This window comes from Stenotrophomonas sp. 86156_Sma, from assembly GCF_056481625.1.
This window is the reverse complement of record NZ_CM151157.1, coordinates 2,315,963-2,335,891: the sequence shown is the minus strand read 5'-3', so window position 1 is coordinate 2,335,891 and position 19,929 is coordinate 2,315,963. Positions and strand designations below refer to the sequence as shown.

Below are 19,929 nucleotides of genomic sequence, written 5' to 3'. Positions count from 1 at the left end.
ACAGGCACCATGCCCCACGCTCCCACACGCGCAAGGATGCCGATGCGATTGCCCCTGCTGGCCACTCTGTTGGCCCTTGCCTGCCCCCTGACCGCCCTTGCTGCGGCTCCGACCAAGAGCCTGTATTTCCAGCACCACGACTGGGTCGTGGCCTGCGACAACACCTTGACCTGCCGCGCGGCCGGTTACGCCACCGACGATGACAGCACCCTGAGCGTGCTGCTTACCCGCAAGGGCGGCCCGGATCAGGCCATCCAGGGCCGCCTGAAGCTGCAGCCGGAAGAAGGCCAGACCCAGCCCAAGGGCGCGCTGCATCTGCGCATCCAGCAACAGGACCTGGGCGTGCTGACCCCGGCAAAGAGCGAAGGCACGCACAGCTTGACTGCTGCGCAGACCAGCGCGCTGCTGTCCGCATTGGTGCGCGGCGGTGGAATCGGCGTGACCGATGGCGCTGGCCATCGCTGGCCGCTGTCGGACAAGGGTGCCGCAGCGGTACTGCTGAAGATCGATGAGTACCAGGGCCGCCTCGGCACGCCCGGCGCCGTGATGCGCAAGGGCAGCACGCCTGAATCCAGCGTCCCCGCCGCACTGCCGGTGCCGGTTGTGCGCAAGGCCGCCACCCTGGACTCGACTCCGGATGATCCCGCGTTTGCTCGGCTGGCCGCCTCACCCGCCCTGCGCGCAGCACTGCGTGCCACGCTGGAGGACGACAGCTGCGAAGGCCTGCAGGAAACTGATGCCGACGTTCCGCTCAGCAACTCCCCGCTGCAGGTCCGGCGCCTGGACGCGCAGCATGTGCTGGTCACGGTCCCGTGTTGGCGCGGGGCCTACAACATTGGCGATGGCTATTGGGTCGCCAGCCCGCAGGCGCCGTTCCAGGCGCAATGGGTGACCAGCGATGCGATCGACTACACCGACGGCCAGATCATTGCCGCGCAGAAGGGCCGCGGCCTCGCTGACTGCATTTCGCACGCAGCCTGGACGTGGGACGGGACGAACTTCATCGCGACGTCCGAGGTGGCACCGGGTCTATGCCGGGGCGTGCCCGGTGGCACCTGGGAACTGCCGATGCTGGTCAGCGAGGTCCGCTGACGCCACAGAAAAAGGGGACGGAGGGGATTAAGTCGCAAGTGGCAAACAAGGCACAAGCGACTTAATCCCCTCCGTCCCCTTTTCCTCATGCAGGCAGGCAGTGCTCGACGATCAGCTGGATGGCGCTGCCGCCACGATAGTCATCGCAGGCCAGTCGATAGGCCAGATGCACATGACGGCCGGGTGCATTGCCGTGCCAGCCGCCGAAATGGATCGCATTGATCGTGCCAGGCACGCCCGGCAGGCGCAGTTCCAGCTTCAGGTGGCGCTCCTTCAGTACGCGCCAGTTGGCCACTTCGAAGTGGCCATCGAACAGCGGTTCGGGGAAGCCCTGACCCCACGGTCCGGCCAACCGCAGGGCATCGGCGTGGCGATGATCCAGCTCATCTGCGGCCAGTTCGCCATCGCTCAGCACCTGCTGCTGCAGTGCCGCCGGGTCGAGCATTTCCAGCACCACGGCGACGAAGGCGGCCTTGAAGTCATCGACGTGATCCAGCCGCATGCTCAATCCAGCCGCCATGGCATGCCCACCGAAGCGTTCGATCAGTCCCGGATGCCGCGCATCGACCAGCGCCAGTGCGTCACGGATGTGCAGGCCGGCAATCGAGCGCGCCGAACCACGCAGGGTGTCGGCACCGGGTTCGGCCGGGGCGAACGCGATCACCGGGCGATGCAGGCGATCCTTCATTTTCGACGCGACCAGGCCGACCACGCCCGGATGCCAATCGGCATCGAACAGGCAGGCCGCCACCGGGCGCTGCCCGGCCATGTCCAGCACCACGCGGGTCAACGCCTGCTCGGCGTCGTCGGTCATCGACTGCTGCACCGCGCGCCGTTCCGAATTGATCTGCTCCAGCGTCTGCGCGATGTCGCGCGCCTGGCCCGGGTCTTCGGTCAGCAACAGCGCGATACCCAGCGCCATGTCTTCCAGCCGGCCCGCCGCGTTCAGGCGTGGGCCGAGTGCGAAACCAATATCGGTGGCCGTCAGTCGCGTGGCGTCACGGCCGCTGGCTTCGATCAGCGCACGCAGGCCGACACATCCCTGCCCTGCGCGCAGACGGCGCAGTCCCGCACTGACCAGTGCACGGTTGTTCGGATCCAGCGCCACCAGGTCGGCGACGGTGCCGACCGCCACCAGGTCCAGCAGCGTGGTCAGGTCAGGCCCCTTGCCATCGGCAAAGACGCCGGCCTCGCGCATCTGCCGGCGCAGCGCCATCAGCACGTAGAAGATCACGCCGACGCCAGCAAGCGACTTACTGGGGAAGGCATCGCCATCCAGATTCGGATCAACGATCACGTCAGCCGGCGGCAGCTGCGGGCCCGGCAGATGGTGATCGGTGACGAGCACCTGCCAGCCACGTGCCTTGGCCGCGGTCACGCCCGCGTGGCACGCAATGCCGTGGTCGACCGTGACCAGCAGATCCGGCTGCAGCTCGGCCAACTCCTCCACCAGTGAAGGTGACAGGCCATAGCCGTGCACCATGCGGTTCGGCACCGCGTGGAAGACATGCTGCGCGCCGAGCATGCGCAGGCCACGCACACCGACCGCACAGGCGGTAGCACCATCGCAGTCGAAATCGCCGACCACCAGGATGCGCTTGTCGTTGGCGATGGCCTCGACCAGAAGGCCCACTGCATCGTCGATGCCGGTCAGCAGCTCGGGCGCATGCAGGCTGCCCAGCTTCGGCAGCGCCAGCTCCGGGGTACCGGCACCGCGACTGGCGTAGAGCCGCGCCAGCAACGGCAGCGTGCCCTCCGGCCAGTTGGCGGGCGCAACCGCATCGCGGCGGCGGATCGTCGGCGTATCAGAGGAGGGCTGCACGGCATCGGCGGCAAGGGACATCGGCATCGCCGGTTACGAAAGACAGAGGGATGATACCGCGCGTGGGAGAGGCTGGCGGGATTGCGCCCGGCTCCTGCGGTAGTGCCGGCCGCTGGCCGGCAACCCCGGCAAACGTCCAGGGTCAGAGCCGTTTTCCGATGGAAAACGGATCCGATCCCGCTCAATCGTGAAGCTGCCGCGGCTTTTTCCAGAACTGCCAGCGCTGGCCACGATCCAGCTGGAACTGCAGGCCATCCTCGAAATCCAGCACCAGTCGCTGCAGCTCGCCGCGTTTCAGCGCGGCCAGCAGTGGCCGGATCGCATCATTGCCGAGCTGCTGCAGGGAGCGCAGCTGGCGCAGGTCGACCAGTGCATCCACCGCCTGCTCGCCATCCACGGCCAGGCCCGCCGCCAGAGCCAGGCCCTGCAGCAGGGCATCACGACTGCGCACCTGCGCATGCGTCGTGCTGACCGACACTGGCATCACGCCACCGCCCCAGAACCACAGCGAATTGATCGGCTGTTGTCCCTGCGCGGCGCGCTGCTGGTTCCAGGAATGGTTGTGCAGCAGCACCTGCGCTTCGGTCATGAGCGCCCGCCAGCGGCGACCGCCCTCGCCTTCCGGCAGGTGCGAGAACAGGTCATCGCCCAGCACCTCGTCCGGACTGTCGAAGTCCGGCAGGGCCAGGTCGATCGGAAGCCGCAGGTACCAGCGCGAGGGATCGGGCGCGTCGAGCACGAACCCGGCATCGGCGAACAACGGCTGCAGCACCGGCAGCAGGGCCAGGCTGTCGGCCAGCGTCGGCCGCAGTGTTTCGCCATAGGCCATCATCCGCGCACCGTGCATGTCCGGCACCATGCAGGCCGGATCGGCACGCAGCCAGCACGCGCCGGCAGCATCGCCGACGTCACGCTGGCGGCTCAGTGCGGCCACCGGCCAGTGCGGCGCGGCGACCGTGAAATGGCGCTGCAGCTGTGCCCGCTCGCCGGCTTCGAACTGCGAGGCGTTGGCGCGGCCCAGGGCACGCGCCACGTCATCAGGCAGCGCAGCCGCTGCAAAGCGGCTGCGCGCGGGCAACAGCAGGGTCGCCGTTGCCACCGGGTCAGTCCACGTAGCTGACGCTGACGATTTCGTACTCGCGCTGGCCGGCCGGGGCGTCGATCACGATCGAATCGCCTTCCAGCTTGCCGATCATCGCGCGCGCCACCGGCGAGGAGATGGCGATCAGGCCCAGCTTGATGTCCGCTTCCAGGTCACCGACGATCTGGTACTTCTTCTCTTCGTCGGTTTCCACGTCGGCCAGAGTCACGCTGGCGCCGAACACCACCTTGGAGCCGGCATTGAGCTTGCTCACGTCGATGATCTCGGCGTGCGACAGCTCGCCTTCCAGCTGCTTGATGCGGCCTTCGATGAAGCCCTGCTCCTCGCGCGCGGCGTGGTACTCGGCGTTCTCCTTCAGGTCGCCATGCTCACGCGCTTCGGCGATCGCAGCGATCACCTTCGGGCGCTTGACCGACTTCAGGTGATCCAGTTCGTCGCGCAGCTTCTGCGCGCCCTTCATCGTGATGGGGGCTCTCATGCATTCAACTCCTTGTGCAGCTCCTGCAGCGACCAGACGGGGCCGGTGCCGCGGAATTCCAGTGAATCCACCAGCGCCTTGGCGCCGGCAATGGTGGTCGAGTAGGTGACGCGATGCTGCAGCGCCTCGCGACGGATCGAGAACGAGTCGTTGATCGCCGAACGACCTTCGGTCGTGTTGACGATGTAGACGATCTCGCCGTTCTTGATCGAGTCGACGATGTGCGGACGGCCTTCGACCACCTTGTTGATGATCTCGCAGTCCATGCCGTGCTGCTGCAGCCATGCGGCGGTGCCACGGGTGGCGACCAGGCTGTAGCCACGCGCCAGCAGTGCCTTGGCCACCGGCAGCACGCGCTTCTTGTCCGGATCGCGGACCGAGACGAAGGCCTTGCCGACCGGCGGCGCCTTGATGCCACCGGCTTCCTGGGCACGCGCGAAGGCGGCGTTGAAGGTGCGGCCGACGCCCATCACCTCACCGGTGGAGCGCATCTCCGGCCCGAGGATCGGGTCGACGCCCTGGAACTTGGCGAACGGGAAGATCGCTTCCTTCACCGAGTAGTAGTCCGGCACGATTTCCTTGGTCGCGCCCTGCTCGGCCAGCGTTTTGCCGGCCATGCAGCGGGCGGCGATCTTGGCCAGCGGCATGCCGGTGGCCTTGGACACGAACGGCACGGTGCGCGAGGCACGCGGGTTCACTTCCAGCAGGTAGATGGTGTCGGCACCTTCATCGCTGGTCTGGATCGCGAACTGGGTGTTCATCAGGCCAACCACGTTCAGGGCCTTGGCCAGTTCCACCACCTGGCGGCGCAGCTCGGCCTGGGTTTCAGCCGACAGCGAGTACGGCGGCAGCGAGCACGAGGAATCGCCCGAGTGCACGCCGGCTTCTTCGATGTGCTCCATCACGCCGCCGATCAGGACGTTGCCCTGGGCATCGGCAATGATGTCGACGTCGCACTCCACGGCGTTGTCGAGGAAGCGGTCCAGCAGCACCGGCGAATCGTTGGACACCTTGACCGCGTCGCGCACGTAGCGGGCCAGGTCGGCTTCGCCGTAGACGATTTCCATCGCACGGCCGCCCAGTACGTAGCTCGGGCGCACCACCAGCGGGTAGCCGATCTCGCGGGCCAGCAGCAGGGCTTCCTGATCGTTGCGGGCGATGCGGTTCGGCGGCTGCTTCAGGCCCAGCTTGTCGACCAGCTGCTGGAAGCGCTCACGGTCTTCGGCCAGGTCGATGGAGTCCGGGCTGGTGCCGATCACCGGCACGCCGTTGGCTTCCAGCGCGCGCGCCAGCTTCAGCGGGGTCTGGCCGCCGTACTGCACGATCACGCCCTTCGGCTGTTCCAGTTCGACGATTTCCAGCACGTCTTCCAGGGTCAGCGGCTCGAAGTACAGGCGGTCGGAGGTGTCGTAGTCGGTCGACACGGTTTCCGGGTTGCAGTTGACCATGATGGTTTCATAGCCGTCCTCGCGCAGTGCCAGTGCTGCGTGCACGCAGCAGTAGTCGAACTCGATGCCCTGGCCGATGCGGTTCGGGCCACCGCCCAGGATCATGATCTTGTCGCGGTTGCTCGGCGCGGCCTCGCACTCGTCCTCGTAGGTCGAGTACAGGTAGGCGGTACCGGTGGAGAATTCACCGGCACAGGAGTCCACGCGCTTGTAGACCGGGCGCACCTTGTGCGCACGACGCAGCGCGCGGATGGCGGCTTCGTTGGTGCCGGTCAGCTGCGCCAGGCGCGCGTCGGAGAAGCCAGCGCGCTTCAGCTTGCGCAGGCGGGCGGCGTCCAGCGCGTCGATGCCACCGGCAGCGACGTCAGCTTCGGCAGCGATGATTTCCTCGATCTGGTCCAGGAACCAGTGATCGATGAACGACAGTGCGTAGATCTCTTCCACGCTCATGCCGGCACGGAACGCATCGGCGACGAAGAACAGGCGCTCCGGGCCCGGGGCCTTCAGCTCGCGGCGCAGGGTCTGCAGGTCTTCTTCATTGCTCAGGTCCAGGCCGGTCGGGTCGAAGCCGACCTTGCCGGTTTCCAGGCCACGCAGCGCCTTCTGCACCGACTCCTGGAAGGTACGGCCCATCGCCATCACCTCGCCCACCGACTTCATCTGGGTGGTCAGGCGGGCATCGGCGGCCGGGAACTTCTCGAAGGCGAAACGCGGGATCTTGGTGACGACGTAGTCGATCGACGGCTCGAACGAGGCCGGGGTCAGGCCACCGGTGATTTCGTTCTTCAGTTCGTCCAGGGTGTAACCCACGGCCAGCTTGGCGGCGACCTTGGCGATCGGGAAGCCGGTGGCCTTGGAGGCCAGCGCCGAGGAACGCGACACGCGCGGGTTCATCTCGATGACGACCACGCGGCCGGTCTTCGGGTTGATGCCGAACTGCACGTTCGAGCCACCGGTATCGACGCCGATCTTGCGCAGCACGGCGATGGAGGCGTCGCGCAGGCGCTGGTATTCCTTGTCGGTCAGGGTCTGCGCCGGGGCCACGGTGATCGAGTCACCGGTGTGCACGCCCATCGGGTCCAGGTTTTCGATCGAGCAGACGATGATGCAGTTGTCCGCGGTATCGCGGACCACTTCCATCTCGAACTCCTTCCAGCCCAGCACCGACTCTTCCACCAGCACTTCGGTGGTCGGCGACAGTTCCAGGCCGCGGCTGACGATCTCGACCAGCTCTTCGCGGTTGTAGGCGATGCCGCCACCGCTGCCGCCCAGGGTGAAGCTGGGGCGGATGATGGTCGGGTAACCGACGCGGGTCTGGATCTCCAGCGCTTCGTCCAGGGTGTGGGCGACGGCGGCGGTCGGGCATTCCAGGCCGATCTCACCCATGGCCACGCGGAACAGCTCGCGGTCTTCGGCCATGCGGATCGCTTCGCGTTTGGCGCCGATCAGCTCGACGTTGTACTTCTCCAGCACGCCGTGGTCGGCCAGGTCCAGCGCGCAGTTCAACGCGGTCTGGCCACCCATGGTCGGCAGCAGCGCATCGGGCTTTTCCTTGGCGATGATCTTCTCGACCGTCTGCCAGTTGATCGGCTCGATGTAGACGGCGTCGGCCATCTCCGGGTCGGTCATGATCGTGGCCGGGTTGCTGTTGACCAGCACCACGCGGTAACCCTCGTCACGCAGGGCCTTGCAGGCCTGGGCGCCGGAGTAGTCGAACTCGCAGGCCTGGCCGATGACGATCGGGCCAGCACCGATGATGAGGATGGTCTTGAGGTCAGTGCGCTTGGGCATTTTCTTCTCTAAGTCAGTACAGCGTGACAAGGGGGGTGATCGCACGCTGTCGATCAGGAATCTTGATCCGCAGCGCCGCGCCAGCGGCAGCAGCGTTGCGGGGTTTACGGTCCATCGCGACGCCACCGGGGGGGCCGGCGGCGTACTGATCACGCCTTGGCCTGCTCCATCAGCACCACGAAGCGGTCGAACAGCGGGCCGACATCGGTCGGGCCGGGCGACGCTTCCGGGTGGCCCTGGAACGAGAACGCCGGCACGTCGGTGCGGGCCACGCCCTGGTTGGTGCCGTCGAACAGCGAGCGGTGGGTCACGCGCAGGGTGGCCGGCAGGGTCGCTTCATCGATCGCGAAGCCGTGGTTCTGCGAGGTGATCATCACCCGGCCGCTGTCCAGGTCCTGCACCGGGTGGTTGGCACCGTGGTGGCCGTGGCCCATCTTCATGGTCTGTGCGCCCGAGGCCAGGCCCAGCAGCTGGTGGCCCAGGCAGATGCCGAAGGTCGGGATCTTCACGTCGATGAAGGTCTTGATCGCTTCGATGGCGTAGTCGCACGGTTCCGGGTCACCCGGGCCATTGGACAGGAACACGCCATCCGGCTTCAGCGCCAGCACTTCGGCGGCAGGGGTCTGTGCCGGCACCACGGTCACTTCGCAGCCACGCTCGGCCAGCATGCGCAGGATGTTGGTCTTCACGCCGAAATCGTAGGCCACGACCTTGTACTTGGCCGGCACGCTGACGAAGGCGTTGGCATCCAGGTCCAGCTGGCCCTCGGTCCAGACGTAGGTCTTCTCGGTAGTGACGACCTTGGCCAGATCCATGCCCTTCAGCCCCGGGAACTTGCGGGCGGCTTCCAGTGCCTTTTCCACGTCGATGTCACCGGCCATCAGCGCACCGTTCTGCGCGCCCTTCTCGCGCAGGATGCGGGTCAGCATGCGGGTGTCGATGCCGGCGATGGCGACCACGCCGCGCTGGATCAGCCAGTCCTGCAGCGACATCTGGCTGCGCCAGTTGCTGGGACGGCGGGGAACATCGCGCACGATCAGGCCGGCCGACCACACCTTGGACGCTTCATTGTCCTGGTCGGTCATGCCGGTGTTACCGATATGCGGATAGGTCAGCGTGACCATCTGCCGGGCGTAGGACGGGTCGGTCAGCACTTCCTGGTAGCCGGTCATGGCGGTGTTGAACACCACCTCACCGACGGACAGGCCGGGCGCGCCTACGGATTCGCCCTCGAATACGGTGCCGTCTTCGAGGACGAGGATTGCGGCTTGGATCACGGGAATCTCACTTTGGCTACCGAGGGGGCTGCCGAAGTCACGCCTGCGCTTCACGGAAATCCGGTTGCAAAAAAGCGCGGACGTGCGGTCTGGGACCGGTCCGGCTTTCGTGATTCGGCGAGTGCGAATTGTAGCGCTGCCGGGGCGCTCGCGCCAGCGGTTATCGCACTTCATGAACAGGCGATTGCGCATTCATTTCAATCCGGCGGCGTATGCAGGGTCCGCCGCCAGATCGTGCCGGCCGCTGGCCGGCAATCTCCACACCATCGGGCGCCCGCAAGCTGCCGGCCAGCGGCCGGCACTACCGCCTTACTGCAGCAGGTCCCGAACCCGGTAGCTGCCCGGGGCGCGGCCCTGCAGCTGGCGGGCGGCAAACAGGGCGCCGCGGGCGAAGATGTCGCGGTTGGTGGCCCGGTGCACCAGCTCGATGCGCTCACCCAGGCCGGTGAACTGCACCAGATGCTCGCCGACGATGTCACCGGCACGCAGGCTGGCGTAATGCGGCTCCGCCCCACCCCGCTGCGCGGCCGCGCCCAGGGTCAGCGCGGTACCCGACGGCGCGTCCTTCTTCTGCGTGTGGTGCGATTCGACGATGTCGCAGTCCCAGCCGGCCAGCGCCTGCGCCGCGCGCTCGACCAGCTCGTCCAGTACCGCCACGCCCAGGCTGAAATTCGACGCCCAGACCAGCGGGATGGACGCCGCCGCGGCCTCCAGCGCCTGCCGCTGTGTGCTGGAGATGCCAGTAGTGCCCGAGACCAGGCCCGCACCCCGCTCCACGCACAGCGCCAGCATCGGGTCGAAGCCCTCCGGCAGACTGAAGTCGATCGCCACATCGAACACCGGCGCGCCAGGCAGTTCGCTGGCGCCGAAGAACGGCACGCCGTCGACCACGCGCTGGGTCGGCGCACGGCCGGTTACCGCAGCCACGATCTGCAGGGTTTCGGGATGTTCGGCGGCCAGCCGCAGCAGGGCCTGGCCCATGCGCCCGGAGGCACCGTGAATGAGCAATCGCAGGGGAGTCTGGTTCATGCCTGCAGGCTAGCGGCAGCACGCCCGCTCCGGCAAGCGCCATCGCTGCTACGCTGCATGCCCTTTCATGCAATGGATGGCAGCTCCTTCATGCAGATCAGCGAACAGCTGGTGCTGGTCACTGGCGCCGGCCGCGGCCTTGGCAAGCACATCGCCCGCGCCTTCGCCGCCCAGAGCGCCCGCGTCATCATCAACTACCACCGCAGCGAAGCCGCCGCACGTACGCTGGCCACTGAGCTGGGCGGACAGGCGATCGCGCTGCCGGCCGACGTCACCGACCGCGCCCAGGTCGATGCGATGCTGCAGCACGCGCTGGCCCACTTCGGCCAAGGTGTCACCACCGTGGTCAACAACGCGCTGGCCGCTTTCTCGTTCAATGGCGATGCCCGCGACGCCGCCGCGGAAATCGGCTGGCCGGCCTTCCAGGCGCAGTTCGAGGGCAGCGTGCGTGGCGCACTGAACACCGTGCAGGCCGCCCTGCCCGGGATGCAGGCCCGTCGCTTCGGCCGGGTGATCAACATCGGCACCAACCTGTTCCAGAATCCGGTGGTGCCCTACCACGACTACACCGCCGCCAAGGCCGCACTGCTGTCGCTGACCCGCACACTGGCCGGCGACCTCGGCCCGCACGGCATCACCGTCAACATGCTGTCCGGCGGCCTGCTGCGCACCACCGATGCCAGTTCCGCCACGCCCGAAGCGGTGTTCGACTACATCGCCGCCAACACCCCGCTGCGCAGCGTCACCACCCCGGCCGAATTCGCCGATGCCGCGCTGTTCTTCGCCAGCCCGTGGTCACGCGCGGTGACCGGCCAGAACCTGGTGGTGGATGGCGGATTGGTGCGGGACTGAGCCGATGCGCATCTCCGAGGTCAGCCGCCTGACCGGTGCCAGCGCCAAGGCCATCCGACTGTACGAGGCGCGCGGCCTGCTGCCGCCGGTGCCACGACTGAACCGCTACCGCGACTACAGCGAACAGGACGTGGCCTGGGTGCAGCTGATCCGCCAGGCGCTGGGGCTGGGTATCACGCTGGCGGCAATCTCGCGCCTGCAGGGCCGCGACGGGCGGCTCGACTGGCAGGCAGTGTTGACCCTGCTTGAGCAGCAGCGCAGCCGCATTGCCAGCGAGCGGGCACGGCTGGCGCAGGTCGAGCTCGACCTGCAGCAGGTCAGCGACGAACTGCAGCAGTGGCTGCTCTCCGGCAGCAATGACTGCGTGCTGGAACCCCGCGGCTGCACGACCCAGGCTTGACTCTGCCCTTGGGGCAGACCGCAGCCTCGCGCACTTTCCGTTGCCCGAGGTTGCCGTGTCCCGTTCCATCCTGATCCTGCTCGGCCATCCCGACCGCGACAGCCTGTGCGGCGCCCTCGCCCAGCGCTACGCCACCGCCGCCGAGAACGCCGGTCATCGGGTGCGACTGATCGCATTGGGTGAACTCGAGTTCGATCCGGTGCTGCGGCATGGCTACCGCCAGATCCAGCCGCTGGAAGCCGACCTGCAGGACGCGGCGGAAGCGATCGATGCCTGCGATCACCTGGTGCTGGTCTATCCCACCTGGTGGGGTGCGATGCCGGCGCTGCTGAAGGGCTTCTTCGATCGCGTGCTGCTGCCGGGGTACGCCTTCCGCTACCGGCACGATTCGGTGTGGTGGGACCGGCTGCTGGCCGGGCGCAGCGCGCGGGTGATCACCACGCTGGACACGCCGCCCTGGTACTACCGCTGGATCTACCGCGACCCGGGCATCTCCCAGATCCGCGCCACCATTCTGGAATTCTGCGGCATCCGCCCGGTGCGGGTCAGCCGTCTCGGTGCGGTGCGCAGCAGTACCCCAGCACAACGCAGCAAGTGGCTGGCGCTGGCAGCAGAGCTGGGTTCACGCGCCAGGTAGATCCACGCCATGCGTGGATGAAATGCCGGCCACGTTCCATGTGTCGCGTTTGCCAATTGACCGCCAGGCACTGCGCCTCAAGGCTGTGAACCCCGCTTCCGGCCCAGGCAAAGCCCATGAAATCCTCGACTGTCTTCAGCAAGTGCGCCAGGAAGACCGGCTTTTCCGGCACGTCGACGACCCGCTACCGCTTGCTGGATGCCGCCCTGCTTGTCGTCAATCACCAGCGCGCCAGCGAAAACCGGGGCTTCTATGTGAATGCCGGGCTCTACTTTCCGGAGCTGCTCGAGTATCCCCTCGCGCCTGACGATCTTGAAACAGCTTTCCGGTACCGCTCCAGCATTCCCACGCCCCATGTCGACTGGCGGATCGAAGAGACGCCCGGCCTGCGCCGGGCTTTCATCCAGCAGGATCTGGATGATCTGCTGGAGGCCGGCAATCGCGATGGGATGAAATGCCTCCTGCTCGATGCCCTTGCCGACGTGGCGGGCTTCGCGGCAACCCATGGAAACCGCGAGTCGGTGCGGCGGTTGAATCAGGACGGGAAATTCCGGGCGATCATCCGCAGAGAGGTCTAGCAGATCCACGCCATGCGTGGATGGACTCCAGGAGTGTGCGAACCAAGGTTCGCACCTACCAGGACACATTCAGTGCTGTTTGGGCGGCGTCGGCCCGCAGCCGTCGCAACCGCCACAGGCACCACCGCCTCCGCTAGCCGGCGGTGCGATCTTCCGCCCCAGCGCCTGCAGCCAGGCGGCGCGGCCCGGCTTCAGCAGGGCCAGCGCAAGCGCGCCACGCAGCTTGCGCACGGTGCCGGGAAACTGCTTCTTCAGCACCACCCAGGCACTGACCAGCACGGCCACCGCGATGATCAGGTACTGCAGCAGCAGTCCACGGTCCATCAGCCGCCTCCCAGCGCCTTGGTCACCTGGTAGGTGATCAGCGCCGCCACGTAGGCCGCAGCAAACAGGTAGAACGCCGAGAAGGCCATCGTCTTCCACGAATTGGTCTCGCGCTTGATGGTGGCCAGCGTCGAGATGCACATCGGGGCGTAGATGTACCAGACCAGCAGCGACAGCGCGGTGGCCAGCGACCAGCCGTCGCTGATCAGCGGGGTCAGCGCCTGGCTGGCGGCATCGTCATCGGCTGCGGACAGCGCGTACACGGTCGCCAGCGAGGACACCGCCACTTCGCGCGCGGCCAGGCCCGGAATCAGCGCAATGCAGATCTGCCAGTTGAAGCCCAGCGGCGCGAAGAACACCGCCATCGCATGGCCGATCTGGCCCGCATAGCTGTAATCGATGGCCGGCATGGTGGCGCCGGCCGGAGCCGCCGGGAACGACAGCAGCACCCACAGCAGGATGGTCAGCGCCAGGATGATGCCGCCGACGCGCTTGAGGAAGATCATGCCGCGCTCGTACAGGCCCACCGCCAGGTCGCGCACGTGCGGCAGGCGGTATGACGGCAGCTCCAGCATCAGCGGGTGCTCGCTCTTGTCGCGGCGCCACTTCTTCATGATCCACGACATCGCCAGTGCACTGAGAATGCCGGCCGCATACAGGCCGAACAGCACCAGGCCCTGCTGGTTGAACACGCCCCACACCGTCTTCTGCGGGATGAACGCGCCAATCAGCAGCGCATACACCGGCAGGCGTGCCGAGCAGGTCATCAGCGGCGCGACCAGGATCGTGGCCAGGCGGTCACGCGGGTCCTGGATGCTGCGCGTGGACATGATGCCCGGCACCGCGCAGGCGAAGCTGGACAGCAGCGGGATGAACGAGCGGCCGGACAGGCCGGCGGCGGCCATCATGCGGTCGAGCAGGAACGCCGCACGCGGCAGGTAGCCGGATTCCTCCAGCACCAGGATGAAGAAGAACAGGATCAGGATCTGCGGCAGGAACACCACCACACCACCCACACCGGCGATGATGCCGTCAGTCAGCAGGCTGGCCAGCGGGCCTTCCGGCAGCACGCTGCCAACAAACGCACCAAGCCAGGCGAAACCGGCCTCGATGCCGTCCATCAACGGTGTCGCCCAGGCATACACCGCCTGGAAGATCAGGAACATCACCACCGCCAGGCTGATCAGGCCGAACACCGGGTGCAGCAGCCAGCGGTCCAGCGCGTCGTCGACTTTGGCGGTCCGTGCCGGCATGCGCACGGCCACCGACAGGATCTCGCGCACCTTGGCGTGGTAGTCGATGCCACCTTCCGGGCCCGGCACCGGCGCATCCAGGTGCGGCACCATCGCATCGAGGCGCTCGACCAGGGCCTTGGCGCCCTGCTTGCGCACCGCCACGGTTTCCACCACCGGCACGCCCAGCTCGCGCTCCAGCGCGGCCACGTCCACCTGGATGCCACGGCGCTGGGCCGCATCGACCATGTTCAGCGCAACCACCATCGGCTTGCCCAGCTCGCGCAGTTCCAGCGCGAAGCGCAGGTGCAGACGCAGGTTGGTGGCGTCGATCACACACAGCAGCACGTCCGGTGCAGCCTCGCCCGGGTAGAAGCCCCGGCACAGGTCACGGGTGATTGCCTCGTCCAGGCTGGCAGGGTGCAGGCTGTAGGCGCCCGGCAGATCGAGTACGGCGAACTCGCGGCCGGACGGCGCGCGCAGGCGGCCTTCCTTGCGCTCGACGGTGACGCCGGTGTAGTTGGCAACCTTCTGCCGGCTGCCGGTCAGCTGGTTGAACAGCGCGGTCTTGCCACTGTTGGGGTTACCGACCAGCGCAATGCGCAGGGGCGCGGTAGAAGTTGCAGCGGTCATGCGCGACGCTCCTGGCGGTTGGCGTCGACCACGACGCGCTTGGCTTCACTGATACGCAGCGCAAACCGGGTAAACCCGACCTGCACCAGCAGCGGCTCGCCACCGACCGGGCCCTTGGCCACCAGGCGCACTTCCTCGCCCTTCACGAAACCCAGCTCGCGCAGGCGACGGGCGATGGCATCGTTGGCATGGAGGTCCTGCACGGACTCGACCACGGCCGAGGCGTGCAGCGGCAGTTCGGACAGCGTCATCTAGCGCATTCTCTGCTGGATGTAAATGGTTCTCGATTCTAACATTCCCGCGTCGCGTCATGGCCCATGACCAATGGCCCGCTATGATCCATACAGGTATGGAGTGACCCTGGAATCCCATGAACGATGCTTTGCAGATCGAGCGCAGCGGCGCCGTCCTCACCCTCTGGCTGAACCGGCCCGAGCTGCACAATGCCTTTGACGCCGGCTTGATAGCGCGGCTGACCGCCGCCCTCGAAGCCGCCGGACGCGACGACGCGGTGCGCGCGGTAGTGGTGGCCGGCCACGGCGCCTCCTTCTCGGCCGGCGCCGACATGCAGTGGATGCGTGGCATGGCCGCCGCCAGCGAGGCCGACAACCGCGAGGACTCGCTGGCCCTGGCGCGGCTGATGCGCACCCTGGACGAGCTGCCCAAGCCAACCCTGGCCCGGGTCCACGGCGCGGCCTTCGGTGGCGGCGTCGGCCTGGTCGCCTGCTGCGACATCGCCATCGCCAGCACCGCGGCCCGCTTCGGCCTGACCGAAAGCCGCCTCGGCCTGCTGCCGGCGGTGATCTCGCCCTACGTGATCGAGGCCATCGGCCCGCGCCAGGCCCGTCGCTGGTTCGCCACCGGCGAGCATTTCGACGCCGAGACTGCGCTGCGCATCGGCCTGGTCCACCAGCTGGTCGAGCCGGAACGCCTGGACGAGGCCGTGCAGCGCCAGCTGGCCCTGCTCGACAAGGCCGGCCCGATCGCTTCTTCCAGCGCCAAGCAGCTGGTGCGGCAGGTGCGTGACAGCCATGACCGCGATGCCCTGGATCGCGATAATGCCGCCCTGATCGCGCGCCTGCGGGTGTCCGCCGAGGGCCAGGAAGGCCTGGGCGCCTTCCTCGACAAGCGCGCGCCCCACTGGGTCACGGAAGCCTGAACATGCTCGATCATCTTGGTTTGACCAGCGCCGACCTGGCGCGCAGCAAGACCTTCTTCCTGCAGGCGCTGGCGCCGCTGCAGATCGGCGTGGTGATGGAAGTCACCGCCGAACAGACCGGCGCGCACGACCACATCGGCTTCGGCAGCGAGGGCAAGCCGTTCTTCTGGCTCGGCAATGGCGGCACCGCCAGCCACGGTGTGCACGTGGCCTTCGCCTGCGCCAGCCGCGCCCAGGTGGACGCCTTCCATGCCGCTGCCCTCGCCGCCGGCGGTCGCGACAACGGCGCGCCGGGCCTGCGCCCGTGGTACCACCCCGACTACTACGGCGCCTTCGTGCTCGACCCGGATGGCAACAACATCGAGGCGGTCTGCCACCGCCCCGCCGCCGGGGAGGCCGCATGAGCGACTACGTCCGCATCGTCGAGGTCGGCCCGCGTGACGGCCTGCAGAACGAAAAGCAGTCGGTGTCCACCGCCGACAAGATCGAACTGATCAACCGCCTGTCGGCCACCGGCCTGCGCAGCATCGAGGCGACCAGCTTCGTCAGCCCGAAGTGGATCCCGCAGCTGGCCGATGCCGCCGAGGTCTACGCCGGCATCCAGCGCCGGGCCGGCACCCACTACCCGGTGCTGGTACCGAACGAACAGGGCTACGACCGCGCCCGTGCGGTGGGCGTGGAGGAAGTGGCGGTGTTCACCGCCGCTTCGGAGGCGTTCAACCGCACCAACACCAATGCCAGCATCGACGAATCGCTGGCCCGGTTCGAGCCGATCCTGCGCCGCGCCGCCGCCGATGGCGTGCGCGTGCGCGGTTACGTGTCCACCGTACTCGGCTGCCCTTACCAGGGCGAGGTGCCACTGGCCGACGTGGTGCGGGTGGCGCGTGCCCTGCACCAGATGGGCTGTTACGAAATCTCGCTGGGCGACACCATCGGCGTCGGCACCCCGCGCAAGGCCCGGGCGATGCTGCAGGCGGTTGCCGCCGAGATTCCGATGGCCGCACTGGCCGTGCACTTCCACGACACCTATGGCCAGGCCATCGCCAACATCGCCACCTGCCTGGAAGAAGGCGTGCGCGTGGTCGACAGCGCGGTGTCCGGCGCCGGTGGCTGCCCGTATGCCAAGGGCGCCAGCGGCAACGTCGCCAGCGAGGATGTGGTCTACCTGCTGCAGGGCCTGGGCCTGGACAGCGGCGTGGACCTGCCGGCACTGGCCGAGACCGGCCGCTGGCTGGCCGGCCTGCTCGGCCGCGCCACTGCCAGCCGCACCGGCCAGGCACTGGCCGCCGCCGGCTGACCGCTGCACTGCGCCGCCCTGCACCGGCGGCGCAGTGCACAACAGCGGCGGTCACGGCTTCCGTTAGAATCGGCGGTTCTCGAACCTGCAGGACCGTTCAATGCAGCTGTCTTCCGTACGTGCCGTGATCACTGGCGGCGTCTCCGGCCTCGGCCTGGCCGTGGCCCAGCACCTCGTCGCCCAGGGCGGCAAGGTGGCCCTGTTCGACCTCAACGACGACAAGGGCGCAGCCGCCGTTGCCGGGCTGGGTGCCGACAAGGCCCGCTATTTCAACGTCAACGTCAGCGATGAAGCGGCCGTTTCGGCAGCCATCGACCAGGCCCACGATTTCCTCGGCGGCCTGAACGTGGCGATGAACTGCGCCGGCATCCTCGGCGCTGGCCGCGTGCTGGGCAAGGAAGGTCCGATGCCGCTGGCCGGCTTCCAGGGCACGGTGATGGTCAACCTGGTCGGCAGCTTCAACGTGGCCAAGGCCGCGGCCAACCGCATGCAGCACAACGAGGCCGGTACCGATGGCGAGCGCGGCGTGATCATCAACACCGCCAGCATCGCCGCCTACGAAGGCCAGATCGGCCAGGCCGCGTATGCCGCCAGCAAGGGTGGCGTGGTGTCGATGACGCTGCCGATGGCGCGCGAACTGTCGCGCTTCGGCATCCGCGTCAATACGATTGCTCCAGGCGTGTTCTGGACGCCGATGGTGGACGGCATGCCCGAGGCCGTGCAGCAGTCGCTGGCCGCCTCGATTCCGTTCCCGTCGCGCCTGGGCAAGCCGGAAGACTTCGCCAGCCTGGTCGGCTTCATCCTCGGCAACACCTACCTCAATGGCGAGACCATCCGCCTGGACGGCGCTACCCGCCTCGCTCCGAAGTGATTCCCCCGGGCGCCGGGACGGCGCCCTCCCCCAACGACCTAGATCACCATGAAAGCCAACGACATCAAGAAGGGCAACGTCGTCGAGTACAACAACGGCGTGTACCAGATCCGCGACATCGAGCGCAGCTCGCCGCAGGGTCGCGGCGGCAACGTCCGCTTCCGCTTCATCATGTACAGCGTGCCGGGCGGCAACAAGCTCGACGCCAGCTTCGATGCCGACGACAACCTGGTCGAGGTCGAACTGCTGCGCCGCCAGTCCACCTATTCGTACAAGGACGGCGATGCGTTCGTGTTCCTCGATGACGAGGACTACACCCCGTACACACTGGATGCGGACGTGATCGGCGACGACGCCGGCTACATCACCGACGGCCTGACCGGCATCTACGTGCAGGTGATCGACGAGCAGCCGGTGGCGATCCAGCTGCCGGCCTCGGTGGTGCTGGAAGTGATCGAGACGCCGCCGGAACTGAAGGGCGGCACCGCCACCAAGCGCCCGAAGCCGGCCAAGCTCAACACCGGCATCGAAATCATGGTGCCGGAGTACATCGTCAACGGCGAGCGCGTGCTGGTGAACACCGCCACCGGCGAATTCGCTGGCCGTGCCGACTAAGCGCCTTGCGCTGATCGGTTGCCTGTCCCTGCTTGCGGCATGTTCGCCGCAGGCAGCGGACAATGCTGCCGACGCCACGCCAGCCGAACCGGCCGTGACCGCCGCACCTGCGGTGGAGGCACCGGCCGCCGTGGAGGCCATCGCCGAAGCGGAGCCCGCTACCGAGCAGCCCTCGGGCGATGAGGACCTGGACAAGGTACGTGCAGCCGCTGGCTGTCCGGTCCCAGGCGATGTGTACGACGTCGACGACGTGCGCATCTACTGCGCCATGCCGGCCGACGTGCAGGCCTTCCTCGCGCGCGAGAACACCTGCCAGCATTTCGCCGGCGAAGAGCCGTACGACGACGAGCGTCGCCGCGAACTGGAAGAGGCCAGCGCGAAGTACTGCGAGGGCCGCGAGAAGAACTTCACCGATCTGGTCGCGCGCTATCGCGGTGACTGTGCGATCCGCGAAGCGCTGATCGGGATCAACGGCCGCTATGACCTGGACTTCGATCTCGACCTGAAGCCCTGCGGGGGCTGACCCCTCGATGATGTAGAGCCGAGCGTGGGCTCGGCTCTACAGAGAGCTTACGGCTACTTCGCGCCGAAATTGCCGCAGCCGTGGTACTGGCGGGTGCCGATGGTTAGGTTCACCTTGGCCTCGAACGCCTCACCACTCATGTCGTCCTGGCAGGTGGTGCGCTGGAAGCTGAGCTTGACGTCGGTACCGTCGGACGCCTTGCCACTCCATCCGTCGGCCCCCTCGGTGGGCTTGGCCACATCGAAGCGGCGCTCGCCGTAATCGACTTCCACCTGCAGGCCTGGCGTGTCGCCATCTACGACCGCGAGCCACCCCGGTTCGTTGCCGGTGGCACGGAAAGCGGCATTGCCGGCGCTGCCATCGCCTTCGGTGGCTTCGACCGCATGGCACTCGCGATCGGCTTCGCCCTTCAGGCTCAACAGGCCGTCATCGCTGCCCTTGGTCCAGAAGCTGTTGCCCTGGCCATCGCCATACTTCGCGCCCGACGCCGCACGCTCGGAGGTCATGGCGAAGGTACGTTCGCCGATCACTACCGTCGCCGCATCCTCGCCATTGAAGGTCGCGCGCACGTTCAGATCACCACACCGGTACATGGTCTCGCTGCCGGTACCGGCGCCGGTGCTGGCAGCCGGTTCGGGCGCGGCCGGCGGCGCGGCATCAGTGCCGCCCGCAGCGGGTGGCTGTGCCGGCTGGCACGCGGCCAGGACCAACCCGAGGGAGGCTGCCAACAGACTGGGGACTACACGCATGGCTCGACTCCTTGTCGACA

At 67.4% G+C, this 19,929-nt stretch carries 21 protein-coding genes; 11 read left to right on the top strand and 10 right to left on the bottom strand.

Annotated features, from left to right (window positions below; genetic code table 11):
• Positions 1–42: 42 nt before the first annotated feature.
• On the top strand, positions 43–1,092 hold the full coding sequence (locus ACZK33_RS10990) for a DUF1176 domain-containing protein (protein ID WP_423174997.1): 1,050 nt from the start codon (positions 43–45) through the stop codon (positions 1,090–1,092).
• A gap of 85 nt (positions 1,093–1,177) precedes the next feature.
• On the opposite strand, the gene recJ is transcribed toward ACZK33_RS10990, so the two are convergent.
• The 6 genes from recJ to ACZK33_RS10960 form a co-directional block, all read right to left on the bottom strand.
• A complete protein-coding gene (recJ, locus tag ACZK33_RS10985; RefSeq protein ID WP_478455010.1) occupies positions 1,178–2,935 on the bottom strand; it encodes a single-stranded-DNA-specific exonuclease RecJ in 1,758 nt (585 codons plus the stop codon).
• A 160-nt stretch (positions 2,936–3,095) separates the two neighbouring features.
• Positions 3,096–4,013 (bottom strand): phosphoglycerate mutase, encoded by a 918-nt coding sequence (locus ACZK33_RS10980; protein ID WP_423174995.1) that lies wholly within the window; start codon positions 4,011–4,013, stop codon positions 3,096–3,098.
• 4 nt (positions 4,014–4,017) lie between these two features.
• A complete protein-coding gene (gene greA, locus ACZK33_RS10975) occupies positions 4,018–4,482 on the bottom strand; it encodes a transcription elongation factor GreA (protein WP_026347191.1) in 465 nt (154 codons plus the stop codon).
• Positions 4,483–4,490: 8 nt separating this feature from the next.
• Positions 4,491–7,733, bottom strand: coding sequence for a carbamoyl-phosphate synthase large subunit (gene carB, locus ACZK33_RS10970; protein WP_049444856.1), 3,243 nt, complete (start codon positions 7,731–7,733; stop codon positions 4,491–4,493).
• A 149-nt stretch (positions 7,734–7,882) separates the two neighbouring features.
• Positions 7,883–9,010, bottom strand: a complete 1,128-nt coding sequence (carA, locus tag ACZK33_RS10965) for a glutamine-hydrolyzing carbamoyl-phosphate synthase small subunit (RefSeq protein ID WP_478455008.1) — start codon at positions 9,008–9,010, stop codon at positions 7,883–7,885.
• 309 nt (positions 9,011–9,319) lie between these two features.
• Positions 9,320–9,991 (bottom strand): 4-hydroxy-tetrahydrodipicolinate reductase, encoded by a 672-nt coding sequence (locus ACZK33_RS10960; RefSeq protein WP_240792142.1) that lies wholly within the window; start codon positions 9,989–9,991, stop codon positions 9,320–9,322.
• Between the two features lie 138 nt (positions 9,992–10,129).
• Here ACZK33_RS10960 and ACZK33_RS10955 point away from each other — a divergent pair, with 138 nt between their 5' ends.
• From ACZK33_RS10955 to ACZK33_RS10940, 4 genes are all read left to right on the top strand, one after another.
• A complete protein-coding gene (locus ACZK33_RS10955; RefSeq protein ID WP_423174993.1) occupies positions 10,130–10,891 on the top strand; it encodes a 3-oxoacyl-ACP reductase in 762 nt (253 codons plus the stop codon).
• Between the two features lie 4 nt (positions 10,892–10,895).
• Positions 10,896–11,291, top strand: a complete 396-nt coding sequence (locus ACZK33_RS10950) for a MerR family transcriptional regulator (protein ID WP_423174992.1) — start codon at positions 10,896–10,898, stop codon at positions 11,289–11,291.
• Between the two features lie 55 nt (positions 11,292–11,346).
• Positions 11,347–11,928: an NAD(P)H-dependent oxidoreductase gene (locus tag ACZK33_RS10945; RefSeq protein WP_423174991.1), complete on the top strand. Its 582-nt coding sequence runs from the start codon at positions 11,347–11,349 to the stop codon at positions 11,926–11,928.
• Between the two features lie 116 nt (positions 11,929–12,044).
• The gene (locus ACZK33_RS10940) at positions 12,045–12,506 is read left to right on the top strand and encodes a DUF4304 domain-containing protein (protein ID WP_423174990.1); all 462 of its coding nucleotides are present in this window, start codon (positions 12,045–12,047) and stop codon (positions 12,504–12,506) included.
• Between the two features lie 69 nt (positions 12,507–12,575).
• Here ACZK33_RS10940 and ACZK33_RS10935 read toward each other — a convergent pair whose 3' ends face one another.
• The 3 genes from ACZK33_RS10935 to ACZK33_RS10925 are packed head-to-tail and all read right to left on the bottom strand — an operon-like array spanning position 12,576 to position 14,946.
• Positions 12,576–12,830, bottom strand: coding sequence for a DUF6587 family protein (locus tag ACZK33_RS10935; protein ID WP_049424661.1), 255 nt, complete (start codon positions 12,828–12,830; stop codon positions 12,576–12,578).
• Positions 12,830–14,695, bottom strand: coding sequence for a ferrous iron transporter B (gene feoB, locus ACZK33_RS10930; protein ID WP_049400127.1), 1,866 nt, complete (start codon positions 14,693–14,695; stop codon positions 12,830–12,832). Before feoB ends, ACZK33_RS10935 begins: the two co-directional genes overlap by 1 nt.
• Positions 14,692–14,946, bottom strand: coding sequence for a FeoA family protein (locus ACZK33_RS10925; protein ID WP_032128790.1), 255 nt, complete (start codon positions 14,944–14,946; stop codon positions 14,692–14,694). The genes feoB and ACZK33_RS10925 overlap by 4 nt, the downstream gene beginning before the upstream one ends.
• Before the next feature lie 119 nt (positions 14,947–15,065).
• Between ACZK33_RS10925 and ACZK33_RS10920 the strand changes: the two genes are divergently transcribed.
• The 6 genes from ACZK33_RS10920 to ACZK33_RS10895 all read left to right on the top strand — a co-directional run bounded on the left by ACZK33_RS10920 (position 15,066) and on the right by ACZK33_RS10895 (position 19,160).
• Positions 15,066–15,854 carry an enoyl-CoA hydratase-related protein gene (locus ACZK33_RS10920; protein ID WP_107432688.1) on the top strand — a complete coding sequence of 263 codons (789 nt, stop codon included), beginning with the start codon at positions 15,066–15,068 and terminating at the stop codon, positions 15,852–15,854.
• 2 nt (positions 15,855–15,856) lie between these two features.
• Positions 15,857–16,258 (top strand): VOC family protein, encoded by a 402-nt coding sequence (locus tag ACZK33_RS10915; RefSeq protein WP_423174989.1) that lies wholly within the window; start codon positions 15,857–15,859, stop codon positions 16,256–16,258.
• A complete protein-coding gene (locus ACZK33_RS10910; RefSeq protein ID WP_423174988.1) occupies positions 16,255–17,151 on the top strand; it encodes a hydroxymethylglutaryl-CoA lyase in 897 nt (298 codons plus the stop codon). Before ACZK33_RS10915 ends, ACZK33_RS10910 begins: the two co-directional genes overlap by 4 nt.
• Before the next feature lie 100 nt (positions 17,152–17,251).
• Positions 17,252–18,022, top strand: a complete 771-nt coding sequence (locus ACZK33_RS10905) for an SDR family oxidoreductase (RefSeq protein WP_049457458.1) — start codon at positions 17,252–17,254, stop codon at positions 18,020–18,022.
• A 48-nt stretch (positions 18,023–18,070) separates the two neighbouring features.
• Positions 18,071–18,637 carry an elongation factor P-like protein YeiP gene (gene yeiP, locus ACZK33_RS10900; protein ID WP_005409468.1) on the top strand — a complete coding sequence of 189 codons (567 nt, stop codon included), beginning with the start codon at positions 18,071–18,073 and terminating at the stop codon, positions 18,635–18,637.
• Positions 18,627–19,160 (top strand): hypothetical protein, encoded by a 534-nt coding sequence (locus ACZK33_RS10895; RefSeq protein WP_423174987.1) that lies wholly within the window; start codon positions 18,627–18,629, stop codon positions 19,158–19,160. Before yeiP ends, ACZK33_RS10895 begins: the two co-directional genes overlap by 11 nt.
• 53 nt (positions 19,161–19,213) lie before the next feature.
• Here ACZK33_RS10895 and ACZK33_RS10890 read toward each other — a convergent pair whose 3' ends face one another.
• Positions 19,214–19,909: a COG3650 family protein gene (locus tag ACZK33_RS10890; RefSeq protein WP_164080834.1), complete on the bottom strand. Its 696-nt coding sequence runs from the start codon at positions 19,907–19,909 to the stop codon at positions 19,214–19,216.
• Between the last annotated feature and the right edge of the window lie 20 nt (positions 19,910–19,929).

Excerpts from the sequence above, each read along its gene's own strand:
- ACZK33_RS10990 (WP_423174997.1), top strand. The coding sequence starts at position 43 with ATGCGATTGCCCCTGCTGGCCACTCTGTTGGCCCTTGCCTGCCCCCTG.
- recJ (WP_478455010.1), bottom strand. The coding sequence starts at position 2,935 with ATGTCCCTTGCCGCCGATGCCGTGCAGCCCTCCTCTGATACGCCGACG.
- carB (WP_049444856.1), bottom strand. The coding sequence starts at position 7,733 with ATGCCCAAGCGCACTGACCTCAAGACCATCCTCATCATCGGTGCTGGC.
- ACZK33_RS10960 (WP_240792142.1), bottom strand. The coding sequence starts at position 9,991 with ATGGGCCAGGCCCTGCTGCGGCTGGCCGCCGAACATCCCGAAACCCTG.
- ACZK33_RS10955 (WP_423174993.1), top strand. The coding sequence starts at position 10,130 with ATGCAGATCAGCGAACAGCTGGTGCTGGTCACTGGCGCCGGCCGCGGC.
- ACZK33_RS10950 (WP_423174992.1), top strand. The coding sequence starts at position 10,896 with ATGCGCATCTCCGAGGTCAGCCGCCTGACCGGTGCCAGCGCCAAGGCC.
- ACZK33_RS10940 (WP_423174990.1), top strand. The coding sequence starts at position 12,045 with ATGAAATCCTCGACTGTCTTCAGCAAGTGCGCCAGGAAGACCGGCTTT.
- ACZK33_RS10935 (WP_049424661.1), bottom strand. The coding sequence starts at position 12,830 with ATGGACCGTGGACTGCTGCTGCAGTACCTGATCATCGCGGTGGCCGTG.
- feoB (WP_049400127.1), bottom strand. The coding sequence starts at position 14,695 with ATGACCGCTGCAACTTCTACCGCGCCCCTGCGCATTGCGCTGGTCGGT.
- ACZK33_RS10925 (WP_032128790.1), bottom strand. The coding sequence starts at position 14,946 with ATGACGCTGTCCGAACTGCCGCTGCACGCCTCGGCCGTGGTCGAGTCC.
- ACZK33_RS10920 (WP_107432688.1), top strand. The coding sequence starts at position 15,066 with ATGAACGATGCTTTGCAGATCGAGCGCAGCGGCGCCGTCCTCACCCTC.
- ACZK33_RS10915 (WP_423174989.1), top strand. The coding sequence starts at position 15,857 with ATGCTCGATCATCTTGGTTTGACCAGCGCCGACCTGGCGCGCAGCAAG.
- ACZK33_RS10910 (WP_423174988.1), top strand. The coding sequence starts at position 16,255 with ATGAGCGACTACGTCCGCATCGTCGAGGTCGGCCCGCGTGACGGCCTG.
- ACZK33_RS10905 (WP_049457458.1), top strand. The coding sequence starts at position 17,252 with ATGCAGCTGTCTTCCGTACGTGCCGTGATCACTGGCGGCGTCTCCGGC.
- yeiP (WP_005409468.1), top strand. The coding sequence starts at position 18,071 with ATGAAAGCCAACGACATCAAGAAGGGCAACGTCGTCGAGTACAACAAC.
- ACZK33_RS10890 (WP_164080834.1), bottom strand. The coding sequence starts at position 19,909 with ATGCGTGTAGTCCCCAGTCTGTTGGCAGCCTCCCTCGGGTTGGTCCTG.